Origin of the sequence: Tahibacter harae, from assembly GCF_024437735.1 — a bacterium.
Lineage (GTDB): Bacteria > Pseudomonadota > Gammaproteobacteria > Xanthomonadales > Rhodanobacteraceae > Tahibacter > Tahibacter harae.
The window spans coordinates 176,721-194,788 of sequence record NZ_JANFQO010000008.1 but is presented as its reverse complement, the minus strand read 5'-3'; the positions used below and the strand labels follow the sequence as shown (position 1 = coordinate 194,788).

Below are 18,068 nucleotides of genomic sequence, written 5' to 3'. Positions count from 1 at the left end.
GCCAGGGCGCATTCATCCGGGCCCCGGGCGGCGCTGAGCTGCAACAGCATCACGGGAGCATCCTCAGGCGGAGCTGCTGCGCAGGCGGGCGAGGATTTCTTCGCGTGCCTCGCGCAGGATGGAATCGCGGTCCAACTGAGCAACGATGTCCTGCACCACGCGCTTGGGGCCGGATTCGCCCCAGGATTTGCCCGCCACCAGATAGCGCTCCGCGGCGCGCCCCACGACCAGGGTCGCATACCAGGCCAGCGCGCCCTGGGCACCGGCGGTGAGCACGGTGGACCAGCCCACGCTGGCCACCTTCAGCGCCGAGGCGACCAGATGCACGCCCCAGATCGCACCCATCAGCGCCACCAGCTGGGCGCAGATAGTGACGATCAGCTGGCCGGTCTCGCGGCGGGTCAGCGGCAGGCCGTATACCTTTCCCAGATGCATCACCAGCGCCGCATCCAGCGCGGCGGCGGCGAGCAGGTCGGCCACCGGCACCGGATTGAGCGCAACCGCGACGCCCTTGGCCAGGCAGTACTGGCGTATCACCTTGTCGGCGACATCGCGGCGCACTTCGGCGATGCGCCGGGCGACCTGGTCGGAAAGGCGCCCGGCGAACAGTCCCGCGTTCAGCGCGGACAAGGTCTTGCCCTCGCGCGCGCAGATCGCCAGCAGGCGTTCGCGCAGCGCGGCCACGTCGGGCTCGCGCGGCTGGCTGCGTTCGCGTTCGTTGCCCAGGGCGTCGACCTCGATCAGGCGCAGCGGCGCCGGACTGGCCGCGCAGGCCAGCACCGCGTCCGCCGGCACCAGGCCGGCGGCGTGTTCGCGCAGGCGCGCGAGCAGGCGTTCGCGTTCGGCCTTGTCGTAGCGGTCGGCCTTGTTCAGCACCAGCAGCAGCGGGCGCTCGGTGCGCGCCAGCGTGGCCAGTGCGTCGCGCTCGCTCTGGGTCATGTCGCCGTCGACGACGAACAGCACCAGATCGCTGATCTCGGCCACTTCAAAGGCGAGCTTCTCGCGCGCCTCGCCGTCGAGTTCGTTGATGCCCGGTGTATCGATCAGATGCAGGCCGGCGCCGCCGGCCTCGGTCCAGCGCTGCTGCACCGCGCCGGTGGTCGTGCCGTGCAGCACGCCGGTGACGAAGGCCGGCTCGCCGAGCAGGGCATTGCCCAGGGCGGATTTGCCCACCGACACGCGCCCGAACACGGCCACATGCAGCTCGCTGCGTTCGAGCTTGTCCAGCAGGGCCTGGATGCGCGCGAATTCCTCGCTGAGTTCGCGCCGCACCGAATCGGGCACGGTGGGATCCTGCAGCAACTGGCGCAGCGCGTCGCTGGCCTGCACCTCGGGTGCGGCCGCCGCGGCCGGCACGGCATCGCCGCCGCGCCACCAGCGGGCGAGGGAATTCAGCCAGTCCTGGCTCATGCGGGTCTCAACCGGTTCAGGCCAGCGCTTACTTCAGCACCAGGTGCGAAGTGACCTCGATATCGCCGCTGATCAGGCTGGTGTCGGTCCATTCGCCGGTGCCGACATCGAAGTCCAGGCGCTTGAGCGCCGTCTGCACGTCCAGCGTGGCACCGCTGCCGGCGGGCTTGAAATCCAGCTTGAGCTGCACCGGCCTGGTCTTGTCGCGGATGGTCAGGTTGCCGTCGGCGACCAGCTTGCCGCCTTCCTGGCGCACGGCGCTGCTGACGAAACGGGCCTTGGGGAATTTGGCGTAGTCGAAGAAGGCCGCGCCCTTGAGTTCGCCGTCGTAGTCGGCATTGCCGGTGGTGGTGCTGGTCACGTCGATGTCGACTTCGAGCTTGGCGGCGGCCAGGTTGGCCGGATCCAGCGCGATCTTCGCGTCGAATTTCTGGAACTTGCCGCTGAATTTCTCGCCCTGGTAATTGCCGGCGAAGCCCAGCGTGCTGGAGGGATCTACCGTCCAGTCCTTGGCCTGGGCGGTGCCCGCGAGGGCAAGCAGGGCGACGAGTGCAAGACGCATCAGGATTCTCCTTTATCTGAAGTCGGTGCGGTGACGGCGGCGGGCGCGGCTTCCGCCACGGCGGTTCCGGCCGGCGCCGGGATGGGGGCGGCCTGGCGCCGGCGCAACAGCGGCAGCATGCGCACCAGGGTTTCATCGCGGTCGATCAGGTGATGCTTGAGCGCTCCGCCCACATGCGCGGCCAGCAGCGCGACCAGCAGCCAGAAACCCCATTCGTGCACGAAATGGGCGAAGCTTTTCAGTGCCGGGTCGGCGCCGCCGCTCAGGCTGGGCAGGTTGAAGGCCCAGAACCACTGCAGCGGATAGCCCGAGGCCGAGTTGTACAGCCAGCCCGACAGCGGCAGGGCCAGCATCAGCGCATACAGCAGCCAGTGCGTGAGGTGCGCGGCCCAGGTCTGCCACAGCGGCATGGGCACGTCGCGCGGGCGCCGGTCGAACAGGCGCCAGGACAGGCGCAGCAGCACCAGCGCGAGCACGGTCAGTCCCACGGATTTGTGGATGGCGTATATCTTTATCTTTTGCGGTGAATTGGACAGTCCCGTCATCCACAGGCCGACCAGGCCCAGGACGATGATCAGTACGGCCATCAGCCAGTGGAAGGTGCGCGCCAGCGCGCCCCAGCGGGTGTCATCGCTTTTCAGTGCCATCGTTGCCTTCCTGGTCCTGCGCAGGGGTAGGGGAAGTATCGCCGGCCGGCGGCGAGCCGGGTTCCGCATCCTTGTCGCGCACCGCCGTCACTTCCAGGCGCAGCTGCACTTCGTCGCCGATGGCGCTGAGCACCTTGTCCATGCCGAAGTCGCTGCGCCTGAGCGTGGCGGTGGCAGAGAAGCCGACCGTGCGCTTGAAGGTATAGGGATCGTTGGCGAGCTTGTTGAAGCGGAAGGCGATATCCAGCGGCCGGCGCTGTCCGTGCAGCTCCAGTTCGCCGTGGATCACGCCGCTGTTGCCCTCGCCGCGCTGCACCGAAAGGCTGCGGAACTGCGCCAGCGGCCAGCGCTCGGCGTTGAGATAGCGCCAGGAGCGGACGGTTTCCTCCCACTTGGCGTCGCCGAGGTAAAGGCTGGCCGTGTCGACGCTGGCCGTGACGCGGGCGCTGCTCCAGTCCTTCTCGTCGAACACCAGCGCGCCTTCGCGCAGCTTGAACTGGCCCAGGGAACGGTTGAAGCCCTGGTGGTCGATGCTGAACTGGATCTGCGTATGCACGGTATCCAGACGCCAGCGTGTGTCGTCCGCGGCGGCGGTCAGGCTGGTCAGCGACAGCAGCAGTGGCGGTAGGCGCGGGAGCATGCAGCTAGCTTGGCAGATCGCGGCGACAGGCAGAAGCGGCCGGGAATGAATGGATTGTTGTTTTCGGGGGCGACAATGGTGGGGAACTTTTGGGGTTTGTGGCGGGAAGGGGTGTTTGGGATTGAGGATTAGTGATTCGGGATTAGTGATTCGGGATTCGGGATTCGGGATAGCGACAAAGTGCCAGTCAGGCGAATCTGCCCTCTCCCCCAAGCGAGCTTGGGGGAGAGGGCAAGGCAATTCACCTGTAACCCATGACTCCGGACACCTGTACCCCATGTCCCCGAACGCCCGCTATCCGGCGCCCGCCTACACGAATCCACTCCTTTGTCGACGGTACGAGCAACCCTGCGGACTGGCCTCTCCGCCATGAAGTTCCCGCGCCGCCGCTTCACCGCGGCCGCTCGGCGCCCGTCTCCTCCTCCCGCAATCCCTGCAGGGCCAGCTTCGCCACATACCCGATCCGCGAGCGCGCCTGTTCCGACAACAATCGCTGCAGGCCGGCCTGGGCCTGCTCCTGATCGAAACGGTGCTGCTCCAGCAAGGTCTGGCTGACCGCCCGGCCCAGGCTGTCGAAGATCAGGCCGTAGGCGACGGCATGCAGCACGCCGCCGCCGAGCGTACCCAGGCCGGGAAAAGCCTTGAGCGCGTTGCCGGCGATGGCCAGTATCACCGAGCTGGTGGTGCGCAGCGTCAGTGCGGCCTGACGCAGGAAGGCGTCGAGGTCGATCTGGCGCAGCGGGATATCGTGCAGCGCGGCCAGTTCGCGGATCAGGCTGGTGGCCAGGGCGCCCTGGATCAGCAGATCCGTGCCTGGCGCGACGGCGGCCAGGGCGCCGACGATGGCGCGGCGGGTGTGGCGATCGACGATGGCCTGGGACTCGCGTTCGCGCAGGTTGCGTTCGGCCTGGCCCAGCCGTTCGTCCAGCCGGCCGAGCACGGCGGCGGCGCGGGCCTGTTCCAGCTCGGCCGGGTCGGCGGCGAGGCAGCCGGCCAGGGCCTGCTGCAGCGGCGCGATCTCGGGCTGGGCCTGGCGCGTCACCTGTTCCTGGCGGCCGTCGGGCAGTATGCGCAGGAACTGTTCGCTGCCGCCGGCGCGCACGGCGACGACGCGGTCGGCGCAGTCGGCATAGCGCCGCCGCAGCGCCGCCAGCAGTTCCTCGCGCTGGGCCGTGTCGAACTGGTCGGTCTTGTTCAACACCAGCAGCAGCGGCTTGCCATAGCCGCGCAGCCAGCGCAGTTCGGCGTCCTGGGCGCGGGTCAGGTCGCCGCCGGCGACGTAGATCACGGCATGGGCGCGCAGGGCTTCGTCGCGGGCCAGTTGTTCGCGTTCGCGCGCGCCGACTTCCCGCGTGCCCGGCACATCGGCCAGGATCAGCGCGCGCTCGCCGAGACGGCCTTCGTGATGACTGACCAGGCGCGTGGTGCCGCCGATCACATCGACGTCGATCGCGTCGCGCGCCTGCGGCGCCAGCGCGCGCACCAGGCTGGACTTGCCCGCGCTGATTTCGCCGAACACGGCGACATACGCGGTTTCGCTGCGCGCGCGGCGGTCCAGCTCCTGCAGTTCGGCCTCGAACTGCGCTGTCTCGGCCTGGCGCGACTGCAGCCGTTCCAGGCGCTGCTCCACGCTGGCGCGGTCTACCGGCGGCGAAGGCCGCGGCTTGCGCGGCCGCGGATTGAGCAGGCGCCAGGCCAGCCAGGCGCTGGCGCCGGCGAAGACGGTCACCAGGGCGAGCAGGGCGTAGCGCAGGAAATCCGGCAGGCCGTCGAGTTCGTGCCACAGGCTCAGCGCACTGCGCGTGGCGCCGAACAAAAGCCAGAGCAGGGCCAGGCTGGCCAGTACCACGCCCAAGGCGAGCAGGCGGCGCAGCTGGCGGGGATCGGGTGCGTTCATGCCGCCATGCTAGCAAGGCCGGCCGCGGCCGGCGCGGGCCGCCGGCATCCATGACAAGTCCACCTTTTATACGCGGCGCGGGCTTCTGGCATCATCGGCCGCCTGCGCGCTGGCGCGGCCGCCGGTCCGGCGGGGTTCCGGACCGCCCATCGGGGAGACGCTATGCGGCTGTGCCGCGTGTTGGTCTTGCTGTTGCTGCTGACTGGCGCGCCTGCCGCGGCGGTGCCGCTGGCCGAGACGCCGATGTTCCGCCGCCACGGCGTGGACGACGGCCTGCCGTCATCCACCGTCTACAAGCTGGCGGAGGACCGCGACGGCTTCATCTGGGCCGGCACCCACGACGGCCTGGCGCGCTACGACGGCGTCGCCTTCCGCGTCTGGCGCAATATTCCCGGCGACGATAACTCCATCGCACGCAACGAAGTCTCGGCTCTGTTCGTGGATCAGGCCAACCGCGTCTGGGCCGGCGGCGAGGGCAGCGGCCTGAACGTGCTCGACGCGGCACGCCAGCGTTTCCGCCGCTACCGCCACGACGACAAGGATCCGGCCAGCCTTTCCGCCGACGATGTCTGGGCGATCAGCCAGGACACGAGCGGCGCGATCTGGGTGGGCATGTACGCCGGCGGCCTGGACCGGCTGCGCGCCGACGGCGCGGGCTTCGATCATTTCCGCACCGCCGACGGCGCGGGCCTGGCTTCGGACAATGTCCTCAGCCTGCTCGGTACCGACGACGGCAGCCTGTGGATAGGCAGCGACGCGGGCCTGGCGCGGCGGCGCAAGGATGGAAAAATAGAGAAAGTGCTTTTGCACGGCCAGCCCGGCGCGCCGCAGGTGATGGCGCTGGCCTCCGAGGACGGCCAGGTGCTGGCGACGACCTCGGCCGGCGTCTACCGCATTACCCTGCAGGGTGCGGTGCAGCGGGTCGATCCCGGCGTGGCGCCGCGCATGCTCTACGCCGCCCTGCGCGACAGCAGCGGCGATTACTGGCTGGGCACGCGCCAGGGCGCGGTGCGGCGCAATGCCCAGGGCGGCGAGATCGTCTACCGCGCCCAGCCGCTGATGCCCGGCGGCCTGCCCGGCGAGGACGTGTTCGACCTGCTCGCCGACCGCGAAGGCGGCCTGTGGCTGGCAACCCTGGACGGCGGCGTGGCCTATCTCGCGCCGACCTGGCGCCGCTTCTCGCAATGGCGCGAGGAACCCGGCCGCAGCGACAGCCTTTCGCCGGGGCGCATCCAGGGCCTGACCGCCGGCGCCGAGGATGGCGTCTGGGTAGTCGGTCTGGCCGGCCGGGTGGACCGGGTCGATCTGCACAGCGGCCGCACCGACCGCTGGGGCGAACGCATCGGCGGCGAGGAAAAACGCCGCCGCTCGGTGCTGCAGGACCAGCGCGCGCGGCTCTGGCTGGGCCAGCACCGCGGCATTCGCGTAGTCGATCTGAATGCGGGTTCGGCCCAGGATATCCGCGCCGACGCGACGGCGGCGGATGCCTTGCCGGCCGGTCCCATCGACCAGATGCTGGAACACGGCGGCGCGGTCTGGGCCAGTGCGCGTGGTGCGGGACTGGCGCGCATCGACCCGGCCACGCTGGCGCCGCAGCGTTTCCTGCCCGGCGCCAGCGGCCTGCGCGATGCCGATGTCGAATCCATGCGCGGCGCGCCGGACGGTTCGCTGTGGGTCTCCCATGTGCGCGGCATGGATCGCTACGACAGCGCCGCGGGCCGCTTCGCCGCGGTGACCGGCCTGCCGGAGACGCGCATCCATGCTTTTGCCTTTGCCGCCGACGGCAGCGTCTGGCTGCACCGCTTCGGCGCGCTGGAGCGCTACGCGCCGCGCGGCGCCGCCGGCTATGTGCGCACGCAGCTGATCGACGCTGCGCAGGGCTGGCCGGCGCTGGACGCCGGCGCGCTGGTGCTGGATACGCGCGAGCGCCTGTGGGTGAGCACGCCGCGCGGCCTGTACCGGGTCGATCCGCGCCGCAGCGAAGTGCGCCACTACGCCGCCGAGGCCGGCCTGCAGGGTTCGGAATTCGTCGACCGCAGTCTTTCCCTGCGTGCCGATGGCGTTGCGGTGGCGGCGACCACGGTCGGCGTGGTCGCGTTCGACACCAGCGCCGCCGATCCGCAGCTGCCGCCGCCGCCGCTGCGCCTGACCGGCGTGCGCGTGCGCCGCGGCAGCGGCGAATACGCCTTCGATCCGGCCCAGCCCGTGCTGCTGGCCTGGAACGACCGCGACCTGCGCGTGGAAGCGCGCGCGTTGTCCTACGTCGCGGCCAACCGCTACGAATTCCTGCTGCAGGGCTTCGACAGCAGCTGGATCGCCGGCAGCGACAGCGGCCAGCGCGAACTGGCCCAGCTGCGCACCGGCGACTACCGCCTGCATGTGCGTGCGCATACCGGCTTCGACGACCGCGTCGAGCTGGCCGCGCCGCTGCACGTCGTCGTCGCCGCGCCGCCGTGGGCGCGGCCCTTGGCCTATGTGCTGTACGCGGTGCTGCTGGCGGCGTTCGCGCTGCTCGGCGGGCTGGTCTGGCGCCGCCGCGTTGCGCGCGCGCATGCGCTGGCGCTGGCCTCGCAGCGGCGCGAGCTGGCCGAGCAGGCCAGCGCGGCCAAGTCGCATTTCCTCGCCCACCTCGGCCACGAGATACGCACGCCCATGACCGGCCTGCTGGGCATGGCCGAGCTGCTGCAGCGCACGCCGCTGGAACCGCGCCAGCTCAGCTATGTCGGCGGCATACGCACGTCCGGCGAACACATGCTGCGCCTGGTCAACGACGCGCTGGACCTGGCCCGCGTCGAAGCCGGCCAACTGCGCCTGGAGCAGGCCGCCTTCGATCCCCAGCGCGTACTGCACGACGTGGCCGACGTAGGCCACGCCCTGGCCGCGCGCAAGGGCATAGGCTTCCTGGTGCGCCTGCCGGTGCGGCCGCCGGTCGCGGTGATCGGCGATGCCCAGCGTCTGCGCCAGATATTGCTGAACATCGTGAACAATGCGGTGAAGTTCACCGAGGTCGGCGGCGTGACGCTGGAACTGGCCGCGGCCGAGCCGGGCGAGCAGCGTTTCCGCATCAGCGACACCGGCCCCGGCATGGACACGGCCATGCAGGCACGCCTGTTCCAGCAGTACAGCCAGGATGCGAACGGCCGCAGCAAGGGAGGCAGTGGCCTGGGCCTGGCCATTTCCGGCGAACTGGTCCGGCTCATGGGCGGCCATATCAGCGTGGAAACCGCGCCCGGCCGCGGCAGCACCTTCACCGTGTCGCTGCGCCTGCCGGCCGCTCCCGCCGAGACGCCGCCGGCTCCGGCACCTGCCGCGCCCGCCCCCGCGCTGGACGTGCTGCTGGTCGACGACGATCCCACCGTCGCCCAGGTGCTGACCGAACTGCTGCAGAGCCTGGGCCATACCGTACGCCACGCACCGCAGGCCCTGGCCGCCCTGGCTGAAGTCGCGACGCGCCGGCCGCAGCGGGTGCTGCTGGACCTGGACCTGCCCGACGTGGACGGCTTCCAGCTCGCCCGCCTGCTGCGCGCGCAGGAACAGGAATCCGTGCAGCGACTGCGCATCGTTGCACTGACCGCACGCAGCGACGCGGATGTCGAGGTTCAGGCCAGGGCCGCCGGCATGGACGGCTTTCTGCGCAAACCGGTTACGCGGGCTTTGCTGGCGGCGGAGTTTGGGGATGCTTCAGGTTGTGATTTGTGATTCGGGGTTCGGGGTTCGGGGTTCGGGGTTCGCAGGGAGTGTGCGGCGGAATCCGTTTTTTTTGGCAAGTGAAATTTGCCGATTTTATTCAGGAAAAGCGGAAAGCTCCCTCTCCTCCAAGCTCGCTTGGGGGAGAGGACTGGGGTGAGGGGGCGGCGCCAAATCCCGGCGCAGGATCCAGGTTGTTGCCATAAAAACACCGCGAAGATCTTCCTCGTCGGATCACCAAGCCAACGGCGGCGGCTCCGGCCACGCCGCCACCGGCTTCCAGCAGTCCGGCGCAAATTCCGCACCGCCGGGCGACCGGCGCGAACCCGGCTTTGCGGCGGCGGTCATTCCCGGCGCCGGCTGTTTCCGTGTGCGGCGTGTTCGGGCAGGATCGGCCGTTCGTCCCGCCTCTCATCCTGTCCCTCTACTTTGCGGAGTTGCTGCATGAAGTCCTTGTTCGCCGCCGTGCTGATCGCGTTCTGCGCCGCTGCCCCTGCCCTGGCGGCCGAAGTGCATCTGGGCGAATCCGACCAGGCCGCCGTTCGCGCCGCGGCGCTGGCCTATGCCCGCGGCTGGTACGCCGGCGACGGCGCGCAGATGGCCGGCGTGCTGCACGACAAGCTGGCCAAGCGCGCCTATCTGAAGAACAAGGAGCGCAGGCGCGAACTGTCGGAGCTGGACAAGGCCGGCCTTGTTGCCGGCACCAGGCCGGAAAATGCGCAGCGCTATGCCAAGGCGCCGCGGCGCGCCGAGGTCGAGATCCTCGATGGCTTCGGCAATGTCGCCTCGGTGCGCCTGCAGATGGACGAATGGGTGGACTACATGCACCTGGTGCGCGCCGAGGACGGCGAGTGGCGCATCATCAACGTACTGTGGGAGCTGGGAGAGCCCTGAGTCGGGATCCGATATTCGTATTTGGTTCGAGATCCGGGATTTCTTTACAAATCCCGAATCTCCGATTCCGGATCCCGGCTTCTCAAGCCTGGCTCAGCTCGTGCACGGCCTCGACCAGCGCTGCCACATGCTCGGGCTTCACATCCGGCGTGATGCCGTGGCCCAGGTTGAAGATATGGCCGGGGTTCTTGCCGTGGCTGGCCAGCACGCGGGCGACTTCGCGGCGGATCGCCTCGGGTGAGGCCTGCAGCGCGGCCGGGTCGAGGTTGCCTTGCAGGGCGATATGCGGGCCGACCAGCGCGCGCGCGCTGGACAGGTCCATGGTCCAGTCTACGCCCAGGCCGTTGCAGCCTGTCGCGGCCAGGCCAGGCAGGTGGCCGTTGGCGCCCTTGGAAAACAGGATCACGGGCACCTCGCGGGCGCGCGGATCCGCCTTGAGTTCGGCCACGATCTGGCCCAGGTAGCGCAGCGAGAATTCCTGGAACTGGGCCGGTGCGAGCAGGCCGCCCCAGGTATCGAACACCATCAGCGCCTGGGCGCCGGCGGCGGCCTGGGCGGCGAGATAGCTGGCGACCGAGCGCGCGACGATATCCAGCAGCCGGTGCATCTGCTGCGGCTCGTTCCACAGCATGGCCTTGGGCAGCGGGAAATTCGCCGAGCCTTCGCCCTGCACCATGTAGCAGGCCAGGGTCCAGGGACTGCCGGCGAAGCCGATCAGCGGCACGCGGCCGTCCAGCTCGCGCCGGATCGTGCGCACGGCATCCATGACGTAACGCAGTTCGCCTTCCGGATCGGGCTGGCCGAGGCGGTCTATGTCGGCCGCGCTGCGCACGGGGTTGCGGAACTTGGGGCCTTCGCCTTCGGCGAAATGCAGGCCCAGGCCCATGGCGTCGGGCACGGTGAGGATGTCGGAGAACAGGATGGCCGCATCCAGCGCGAAGCGCCGCAGCGGCTGCAGGGTGACTTCGCAGGCCAGTTCCGGATTGGTGCACAGGGCCATGAAGCTGCCGGCCTGCGCGCGCGTGGCGCGGTATTCCGGCAGATAGCGGCCGGCCTGGCGCATCAGCCATACCGGCGTGCAGTCCACCGGCTCGCAGCGCAGGGCGCGCAGGAAACGATCGTTTTTCATTCGGGCAACCTGGATTGGGGAATTGTCTTGATGTGGACGGCCGGCTGCGCGGTCGCAGATGCCGCAACGGACCCGCCGTGGCCGGCCGGGCCGCCTGGCGCGGGCAGCGCCGCTGCGCCGTCGCGCGGCGGCGGCCGGGCGGGATCATTGTCCGCGCAGCTCCTGCTTCAGCGGCCCGGCGCGGCGTGGCCAGCCGGCGCGCATGGCGCCGACGGCGATGGCTTCGCCGCGGGCGGCGCGCGCGGCATCGACGGTGTCGAAGTCGCCCCAGACGGCCAGATACCAGGGCGCACCGTCGCGGCTCAGCGGCAGCAGATAGATCTCGCCGCGCGTGGGTGCGATGCGGCCGGCCTCGTATTCCACGGCGCTGCGGTCGCTGCCGCTGGCCAGCTCCAGCACGAAGCGGCCGTCGCCCAGGCGGCGGAATTCGGCGCTGCCGCGCAGTACGGTGTTGCCGGCCGGTGCAGCGGCGCTGCTGCTGGACGTGGGGCCGGCGCTTGCAGCCGTGTTGGTGGCCGATGCGGCGGTGGGTGAAGTCGGTGAGGCGGCCGGCGGTGCGGTGGTGGGCTGCGATGCCGTGGCCGCAGACGCGGGTCGGGTCGATCCTGGCTGTGTCGCCGGTGCCGAGGGCGCGGCCGTGGACTGGCCGGACGTGGAATCTGGCGAAGCCGCTGCCGTTGCCGGGCTGGTCCGCGTGGAAGTCGTCGTCGTTGCTGCGGAGTCCTGAGAAGCGGTTTCCGGCCTGGTCGCGGCCGCTCGTGTGTCCGTGCTGGCCTGCGCGTTCGCGGCAGGCTGGGCGGAGGCTGTCGCCGCTTCGGTCGCGCCGGCTGTTGCCGCGGCCTCCGGTGCGTGCCGGCTTGCTGCTGGCGGCGCGGTCGCTGCGCCAGGCGTTGCTGCGCGCGCGGGTGCGGCGGCCGGCGCTGCTGCGGTGGCTTGCGCTGCCGGTGCGGATTCGCCGCGCGCCGGCGTTGCCGCGGCTGTCGACGCCGCAGGCGCCGTCCCTGCCGCTGCCGGTTCGCTGCGCGGCGGACTGCTGTCGCTGTGCGCCTCGCGCGATTCAGGGGCGAGCAGATAGCTGGGTACGCGGCGCGAGCGGGCGTCGTTTGCACTTGCCTGGCTGGCTGTCTTTGCCGGAGCAGTGTGGCCGGTGGCTGCGGCGCCGGAACTGGCGCTTGCGCCGGAGCCGGCTGTGGTGCCGGCGCGCACACTGGAACCGGTGCTGTTGCCGGCGGCGGAGTCCGCGCTCCGCGCCGGCGCACCGGCCCGGGCTGGTGCCGCGGCCGCGGGCTGGGCCGGCAGGCTTTCCACGCGCGTGGCCGGTTCGGCTTCCGCAGGTGCTGCGATGGCTGCCGGCGGCGCGGGATCGTCGGGGATTTCGCTGCTGCTGCGCAGGCGCGGTTCGCGCGGGCGTTCGGCGGCCGCGGCCGGCGGAGCCTCGGCGGAGCTGCAGTCCCAGCCCTGGCCGCTGGCGGCCGGCACGCAGACATGCCGGGTCCCGGGTTCAAAGATGTGTTCGTCCTGCGCCGCCAGCGGAGCGGTCCAGGCCAGTCCCAGGGCCCAGAGCAGCAGCGGCGCGCGGCGCTCAGCGTACATGCGGCGCCTCCAGGCCCTGACTGAAGACCACGCGGAAGCCGCGCTTGACCTGGGCGTCGCGGGCCTGGGCGAAGGCGTTGAGCGCGTCGTCGCGCTCCAGATAGACCTCGCGCTTGCTGCTGCTGCGGCCGCCCTGCTGGCCCCATTCACGGTACAGGGTCCAGCCGCCGAGCAGGTCCTGTTGCAGGATGACTTCGTAGTAGCGCGGAGGCTCCGCGGCGACCGGTTGGGTTTGCATGTAGATGCGCATGGACGCCGATTGTAGCGGCCCTGGCCGCGCCGGTGTCGCACGCGGCGCGGCTTGGGACGGCCTGCAACACCGGCGGATCGCCGTCTCGGCCAGGCAGGGCAGGATTCCGCGGCGTCTGCCCGGCTCCGGCGGCGTCACGCGGCGCCGTTCAGGGCGCGCCTGCGGCAGCGGATGTACTCCAGTGCCGGCCGTGCCGGGCAAGGCTGCGGCGCGCCTGTGCGGTTTCAAGCGTTCGCACGGCGGTTTCAGGCGGCCCGCAGCACCGGCCGTATCGCCGCGTCGGCCACGCCCGGCACGATTTCCGCCGCGCCTATGCCGCGCCAGAGGATCAGGCGCAGATGGCCGCTGAGGTTCTTCTTGTCCAGGTACATCAGGCGCAGCAGTTCCTCGGCGTCGCTGCCGGCGGGCAGGGCGGTGGGCAGGTCCAGCGCCTGCAGCAGCGCGATCAGTGCCTGGGTATCCCGTGAGGGCGCGCGGCCCAACTGCTGCGACAGCTGCGCGGCCAGTACCATGCCTATGGCCACGGCCTCGCCGTGCAGCAGCTGGCCGTAGCCGGAGAAGGTTTCCAGCGCGTGGCCGAAGGTATGGCCGAAGTTGAGCAGGGCGCGCTCGCCTTCCTCGCGCTCGTCGCGGGCGACCACGCCGGCCTTGTGCAGGCAGCTGCGCGCGATGGCCTCGCCCAGCGCGGCGGGTTCGCGCGCGGCCAGCGCGGCGGCGTTGCGCTGCAGCCAGGCGAAGAATTCCGCATCGCCGATAGCGCCGTACTTGACCACTTCGGCCAGGCCGGAGCGGTACTCGCGCGGCGGCAGCGTGGCCAGGGTGTCGGTGTCTATGACCACGCCGCGCGGCTGGTGGAAGGCGCCGACCAGGTTCTTGCCGGCCGGCAGGTTCACGCCGGTCTTGCCGCCGACGGAGGAATCGACCTGGGCGAGCAGGGTGGTGGGGATCTGCAGGAAATCCACACCGCGCATCCAGCAGGCCGCGGCGAAGCCGGCGAGGTCGCCGATGACGCCGCCGCCCAGTGCGATCACGCAGGCGTCGCGGTTGGCCTTGAGCGCGGCCAGCGCATCCAGCACCTCCGCACAGCGCGCCAGCGACTTGTGCTGTTCGCCGTCGGGCAGCACCAGGCTGGCCGAGTGCAGGCCGTCCAGGCCGCGCAGTACCGCGTCGAGATACAGCGGCGCCACGGTCTCGTTGCTGACCACCAGCACGTGGCGGCCGCGGATCACGCTGCGCCAGCGCCCGCTGTCGGCGAGCAGCCCCTGGCCTATCCAGATCGGATAACTGCGCGGACCCAGGACTACGTCGAGCTGCCGGGCCAGGCTCATGCGGCGGCCGGCGCCGGTTCGCGCCGCCATTGCTGCTGCAGGCGCTGGATCAGTTCACTGGCCACGTGGGCCGCATGTTCGTTGTCGGAGATCACGGTGAGATCGGCAATGCTGCGGTAGAGGGGGTTGCGCAGGGCGGCCATCTGCTCCAGCCGCTCGCGCCGGTCCGGCGCGGCCAGCAGCGGCCGCTTGCGGTCGCGGGCGAGGCGGCTGAGCTGGATGTCGACGGCGGTTTCCAGATAGACGATGAAGCCGCGCGCAGCCAGCAGCTCGCGATTGTGCGGATCCAGCACCGCACCGCCGCCGGTGGCCAGGACGATGCCGTCCAGCGCGGTACAGTCGGCCAGCGCAGCACATTCGCGGCGGCGGAAGCCGGCTTCGCCTTCGAGTTCGAAGATCAGCGGAATGGCGGCGCCGGTCTGTTCTTCGATCACATGATCCAGGTCATGGAACGGCAGCTGCAGTTGCTCGGCCAGGCGCCGGCCTATCGTGGTCTTGCCGGCACCCATGGGACCGATCAGGAACAGGTTTGGAGCGGGATTCATGCCCGGATCCTAGCACGCGCCCCGGCGCGGCTTTTGCGTCGGATTGGTTATGAGCGCGGCGTCGCGGCGCCGGGGGGCGGCCGGTGTAAAGACCGCGTCAAGGCGCGGCCCCGCGTTCGCGGGTTGGCCCGCGGCGGGTGCGCGGGCGTAAGCTAGTGCGATTCCAGCCCTCGTGCGTCCGTCATGCTCCGATTCATCGTCATTTTCCTGGCTTCCCTGCTGGTGCTGTTCACGCTCGACGTGCTGACCGTGGTCGAAGTGCACGTCATCAACCCGTTCAACGCGCTGCTGGCGACGATCTCGGCCAGCATCATCGACCTGTTCGGCGGCGATGCGGTAGCCCACGGCAAGGTGATCTACAGCGTCGCTACCGGCCTGGCCGTTTCCATCGAGCGCGTCTGCAACGGCATAGAGGCGGTAATCATCCTGGTCTCGGCCATGCTCGCGTTTCCGGCGCGCTGGTCGCACAAGCTGATCGGCGTGGTGCTGGGCACGCTGGCGATCCAGGCGCTGAACCTGGTGCGCATCATCAGCCTGTACTACCTGCACCAGTGGAATTCGGTCTGGTTCGAGTGGTTCCACAGTTACATCTGGCAGGCGCTGATCGTGCTCGACGCGCTGGTCATGTTCCTGCTGTGGCTGCGCTATCTGCCGCGGCCGCCGGCGCAGGAATCCGCACCGCCGCCGCCGTCGGACGACGATGCGCCGCTGGAGGCGGCGGCGTGAGCGACGCCGGCGCCGTGCTGCTGGCCGGCTGCGGCGATGCGGGCTGCCGCGCCGGGCTGCTGCTGGCGGCGGCCGGGCGGCGCGTCTACGGCCTGCGCCGCAGCGAGGCCGCGCTGCCGGCGCCGCTGCTGCCGCTGCGCGCGGATCTCACCGACGCGGCCAGCCTGCGCAATCTGCCCGACGATATCCGCGACGTGATCTTCCTGCCCGCGCCCGGCCGGCGCGACGAGGCGGCCTATCGCGGCCTGTTCCTGGATGGCCTGGCCAATCTGCTGGATGCGCTGCAGCGGCGCGGCGCGGGCCTGCGCCGGCTGCTGTTCGTATCCTCCAGCGCGGTCTACGGCGAGCATGGCGGCGCCTGGGTGGACGAGGACAGCGAATGCCGTCCGCTGGCCTTCAACGGCCGGCTGCTGCTCGAAGCCGAACGCCGCCTGGCCGGCGCCGGCGTGTCCGCGGTGGTCGCGCGCTGTTCCGGCATCTACGGGCCGGGCCGCACCCGCCTGATCGACCAGGTGGTCAACGGGCAGGCGCGGCGTCCGGCCGGCGCGCCGGAGTTTTCCAATCGTATTCATGTGGATGATGTGGCCGGCGCGCTGGCGCACCTGGTCGGGCTGGCGGAGGTCCAGTCCTGCTATGTGCTCAGCGACGACGAGCCGGTGCCGCTGGATCAGGTGCAGTCCTGGCTGGCGCGGCAGCTGCGCCTGCCGCCGCTGCCGCCGGGCGCGGCCTCCGGCGAGCGCGCCGTCGGCAGCAAGCGCTTGTGCAACCGGCGCCTGCGCGCCAGCGGCTACGAATTGCGCCATGCGGACTTCCGCAGCGGCTATGCGCCGCTGCTGGCCGGACGTTGAGCGCATTTCTGCAGATCGCCGCAGGCGCCGCGGCGGGAAAAATGCCCGCTTGATGCAGGAGGCGGTAACTGTACTCAGGAAAGTGCGGGGGAAAACCCCTACGATTGACGCCATGGCGGTTTTATGAAACGACATGTTGCATTGCGCCATCCGCCACAGTCCGGAGCGCGGTGGCAGTGCTACGGCATGCTGCTACACTGCGGCCTGTGCGGGCAGAAAAAATTTCATGCTTTGCCCCGAGCCGCCCCAAAACAGGGAGTTCGCCATGTCCATAGCCAAGGTGATTGAAGTAAGTTCATCGTCCACCAAAGGTATCGATGACGCCGTGCAGTCCGGACTGTTGAAGGTGGCCACCACCGTCAAGAATGTGAAGGGTGCCTGGGTCAACGACATCAAGGTCGTGACCGAGGACGACGGTCGCGTGCGCGAATGGCGTGTGAACATGCGGGTGAACTTTGTCGTCGAATGAGGAATCGCGAATGGGCCGGTCGCTTGTGCTGGAAGGAGTCGCATGAGCAAGCATGAAGTGGTCATCGGCTTTCTCGAAGATGACGCCGATCAAGCCGAACTGATCTCCCTGTGGCTGGAACGGGCCGGTTACACGCCCCGCGTTTTCCGCAGCGCCAATGAATTCCGCCGCCGGCTGGGCATAGAGGCGGTGGATTTGCTGCTGCTGGACTGGATGCTGCCCGACGCCACCGGGCTGGACGTGCTGGCCTGGATCCGCGGTTCCACCAATGCCGAGCTGCCGGTGATCTTCCTTACCGCCCGCTCCATGGACGAGGACATCGTCAAGGGCCTGGAGAGCGGCGGCGACGATTACGTGGTGAAGCCGCCCAAACAGGCCGAGCTGCTCGCCCGCGTCGCCGCGGTGCTGCGCCGGCGCGGCGTGGACGCGCAGGATTCCACCGACCTGAGCGTGCCGCCCTACCACATCGACCTGATGCGCCGGCGCGTCGCCATCGACGGCCGCGACATCGAGCTGACCCAGCGCGAATTCGATCTGGCGACCTACCTGTTCCGGCGCCAGGGCCGCATAGTCAGCCGCGACGCACTGTTGGAGAATGTCTGGAACATGAGTGCCCAGGTGTCGACCCGCACGGTCGACACGCATGTCAGCCGCCTGCGCAAGAAGCTGGAACTCGGCGGCGAGCATGGCTGGCGCCTCACCGCCGTCTACCAGCATGGGTATCGCCTGGAACAGGCCTGAGCCGACCGGCCTGTTCGCGCAAGGGAGCAAGGCCATGGGCAGCAAGCGTCACCCCGTCGTAGACAACAAGAAACGCAGCGCCGCCGCGGCGGCGCCCGCCGTGACCGCGGCGCCGCGGCCGGCGGCCCAGCCCAGTACCACGGAGTCCAGTGTGAGCGATAAGAAAACCGGCGCCGACAATGCGGCGGACCGCAATGTCGACCAGATCCGCGACATCCTGTTCGGCGGCCAGATGCGCGACTACGAGCGCCGCTTCGTCGAACTCAATGAACGCCTGGAGGCGGATTTCGACGCCCTGCGCCAGGATCAGGAACGCCGCTTCGCCCAGCTGGAAAAACGCCTGGACGAGCAATTTGAAAAACTTTCAAAAGCGCTGCGCCAGGAAGTCAACGACCGCACCGCGGCGGTGGACGATCTGGAAACCCGCCTGGTCCAGGGCGCGCGCACCCAGCGCGGCGAGCTGACCGGCGCGATCGAGGCGCTGGAACAGTCGCAGGCCTCGGCCGAGGAACGCCTGCGCGCCGCGCTGGCCGATCTGGATGCCGCGCTGAAAGACCAGGCCGGCCGCCTGAACCAGTCGCTGAGCCGTTCCCGCGACGAGCTGCGCGCCGACAAGGTCGGCCGCGAAGACCTGGCCGCGCTGATGACCGAGCTGGCCCTGCGCCTCAAGGGCGATTTCGATTTGCCGGGCGCCCGCTGAAG

17 protein-coding genes are annotated in these 18,068 nt (G+C 70.0%); 7 read left to right on the top strand and 10 right to left on the bottom strand.

Annotated elements, in window-relative coordinates; all coding sequences use genetic code 11:
• Window positions 1-63: 63 nt before the first annotated feature.
• The 5 genes from NM961_RS11045 to NM961_RS11025 all read right to left on the bottom strand — a co-directional run bounded on the left by NM961_RS11045 (window position 64) and on the right by NM961_RS11025 (window position 5,156).
• Window positions 64-1,410: a GTP-binding protein gene (locus tag NM961_RS11045; RefSeq protein WP_255914367.1), complete on the bottom strand. Its 1,347-nt coding sequence runs from the start codon at window positions 1,408-1,410 to the stop codon at window positions 64-66.
• Between the two features lie 28 nt (window positions 1,411-1,438).
• The gene (locus tag NM961_RS11040; protein WP_343231913.1) at window positions 1,439-1,972 is read right to left on the bottom strand and encodes a YceI family protein; all 534 of its coding nucleotides are present in this window, start codon (window positions 1,970-1,972) and stop codon (window positions 1,439-1,441) included.
• Window positions 1,972-2,619 carry a cytochrome b gene (locus NM961_RS11035; protein ID WP_255914365.1) on the bottom strand — a complete coding sequence of 216 codons (648 nt, stop codon included), beginning with the start codon at window positions 2,617-2,619 and terminating at the stop codon, window positions 1,972-1,974. The genes NM961_RS11040 and NM961_RS11035 overlap by 1 nt, the downstream gene beginning before the upstream one ends.
• A complete protein-coding gene (locus tag NM961_RS11030; protein ID WP_255914363.1) occupies window positions 2,600-3,259 on the bottom strand; it encodes a YceI family protein in 660 nt (219 codons plus the stop codon). Before NM961_RS11030 ends, NM961_RS11035 begins: the two co-directional genes overlap by 20 nt.
• A 391-nt stretch (window positions 3,260-3,650) precedes the next feature.
• Window positions 3,651-5,156 (bottom strand): GTPase, encoded by a 1,506-nt coding sequence (locus tag NM961_RS11025; RefSeq protein ID WP_255914362.1) that lies wholly within the window; start codon window positions 5,154-5,156, stop codon window positions 3,651-3,653.
• Between the two features lie 177 nt (window positions 5,157-5,333).
• On the opposite strand from NM961_RS11025, the gene NM961_RS11020 reads away from it, so the two are divergent.
• Window positions 5,334-8,855 (top strand): hybrid sensor histidine kinase/response regulator, encoded by a 3,522-nt coding sequence (locus NM961_RS11020; protein ID WP_255914361.1) that lies wholly within the window; start codon window positions 5,334-5,336, stop codon window positions 8,853-8,855.
• Between the two features lie 432 nt (window positions 8,856-9,287).
• On the top strand, window positions 9,288-9,737 hold the full coding sequence (locus NM961_RS11015) for a nuclear transport factor 2 family protein (RefSeq protein ID WP_255914359.1): 450 nt from the start codon (window positions 9,288-9,290) through the stop codon (window positions 9,735-9,737).
• 82 nt (window positions 9,738-9,819) lie between these two features.
• On the opposite strand, the gene hemE is transcribed toward NM961_RS11015, so the two are convergent.
• The 5 genes from hemE to aroK all read right to left on the bottom strand — a co-directional run bounded on the left by hemE (window position 9,820) and on the right by aroK (window position 14,582).
• Entirely contained in the window at window positions 9,820-10,866 is a 1,047-nt protein-coding gene (gene hemE, locus NM961_RS11010; protein WP_255914358.1) for a uroporphyrinogen decarboxylase, read from the bottom strand.
• Between the two features lie 144 nt (window positions 10,867-11,010).
• Window positions 11,011-12,459, bottom strand: a complete 1,449-nt coding sequence (locus tag NM961_RS11005) for a hypothetical protein (RefSeq protein ID WP_255914356.1) — start codon at window positions 12,457-12,459, stop codon at window positions 11,011-11,013.
• Complete coding sequence (locus NM961_RS11000) at window positions 12,449-12,709, bottom strand: WGR domain-containing protein (protein ID WP_255914355.1); 261 nt, start codon at window positions 12,707-12,709, stop codon at window positions 12,449-12,451. The genes NM961_RS11005 and NM961_RS11000 overlap by 11 nt, the downstream gene beginning before the upstream one ends.
• Window positions 12,710-12,954: 245 nt before the next feature.
• On the bottom strand, window positions 12,955-14,067 hold the full coding sequence (gene aroB / locus NM961_RS10995) for a 3-dehydroquinate synthase (protein ID WP_255914354.1): 1,113 nt from the start codon (window positions 14,065-14,067) through the stop codon (window positions 12,955-12,957).
• The gene (gene aroK, locus NM961_RS10990) at window positions 14,034-14,582 is read right to left on the bottom strand and encodes a shikimate kinase AroK (protein WP_255914353.1); all 549 of its coding nucleotides are present in this window, start codon (window positions 14,580-14,582) and stop codon (window positions 14,034-14,036) included. Before aroK ends, aroB begins: the two co-directional genes overlap by 34 nt.
• Before the next feature lie 183 nt (window positions 14,583-14,765).
• On the opposite strand from aroK, the gene xrtH reads away from it, so the two are divergent.
• The 5 genes from xrtH (at window position 14,766) to NM961_RS10965 (ending at window position 18,066) form a co-directional block, all read left to right on the top strand.
• Entirely contained in the window at window positions 14,766-15,308 is a 543-nt protein-coding gene (xrtH, locus tag NM961_RS10985; RefSeq protein ID WP_255914352.1) for an exosortase H, read from the top strand.
• On the top strand, window positions 15,305-16,156 hold the full coding sequence (locus tag NM961_RS10980) for an NAD-dependent epimerase/dehydratase family protein (RefSeq protein WP_255914347.1): 852 nt from the start codon (window positions 15,305-15,307) through the stop codon (window positions 16,154-16,156). The genes xrtH and NM961_RS10980 overlap by 4 nt, the downstream gene beginning before the upstream one ends.
• Before the next feature lie 265 nt (window positions 16,157-16,421).
• Window positions 16,422-16,625, top strand: coding sequence for a dodecin family protein (locus NM961_RS10975; RefSeq protein ID WP_255914340.1), 204 nt, complete (start codon window positions 16,422-16,424; stop codon window positions 16,623-16,625).
• 42 nt (window positions 16,626-16,667) lie between these two features.
• Window positions 16,668-17,366, top strand: a complete 699-nt coding sequence (locus NM961_RS10970; protein WP_255914339.1) for a response regulator transcription factor — start codon at window positions 16,668-16,670, stop codon at window positions 17,364-17,366.
• A 151-nt stretch (window positions 17,367-17,517) separates the two neighbouring features.
• Window positions 17,518-18,066 carry a hypothetical protein gene (locus NM961_RS10965; RefSeq protein ID WP_255914338.1) on the top strand — a complete coding sequence of 183 codons (549 nt, stop codon included), beginning with the start codon at window positions 17,518-17,520 and terminating at the stop codon, window positions 18,064-18,066.
• The last annotated feature ends 2 nt before the right edge of the window (window positions 18,067-18,068 follow it).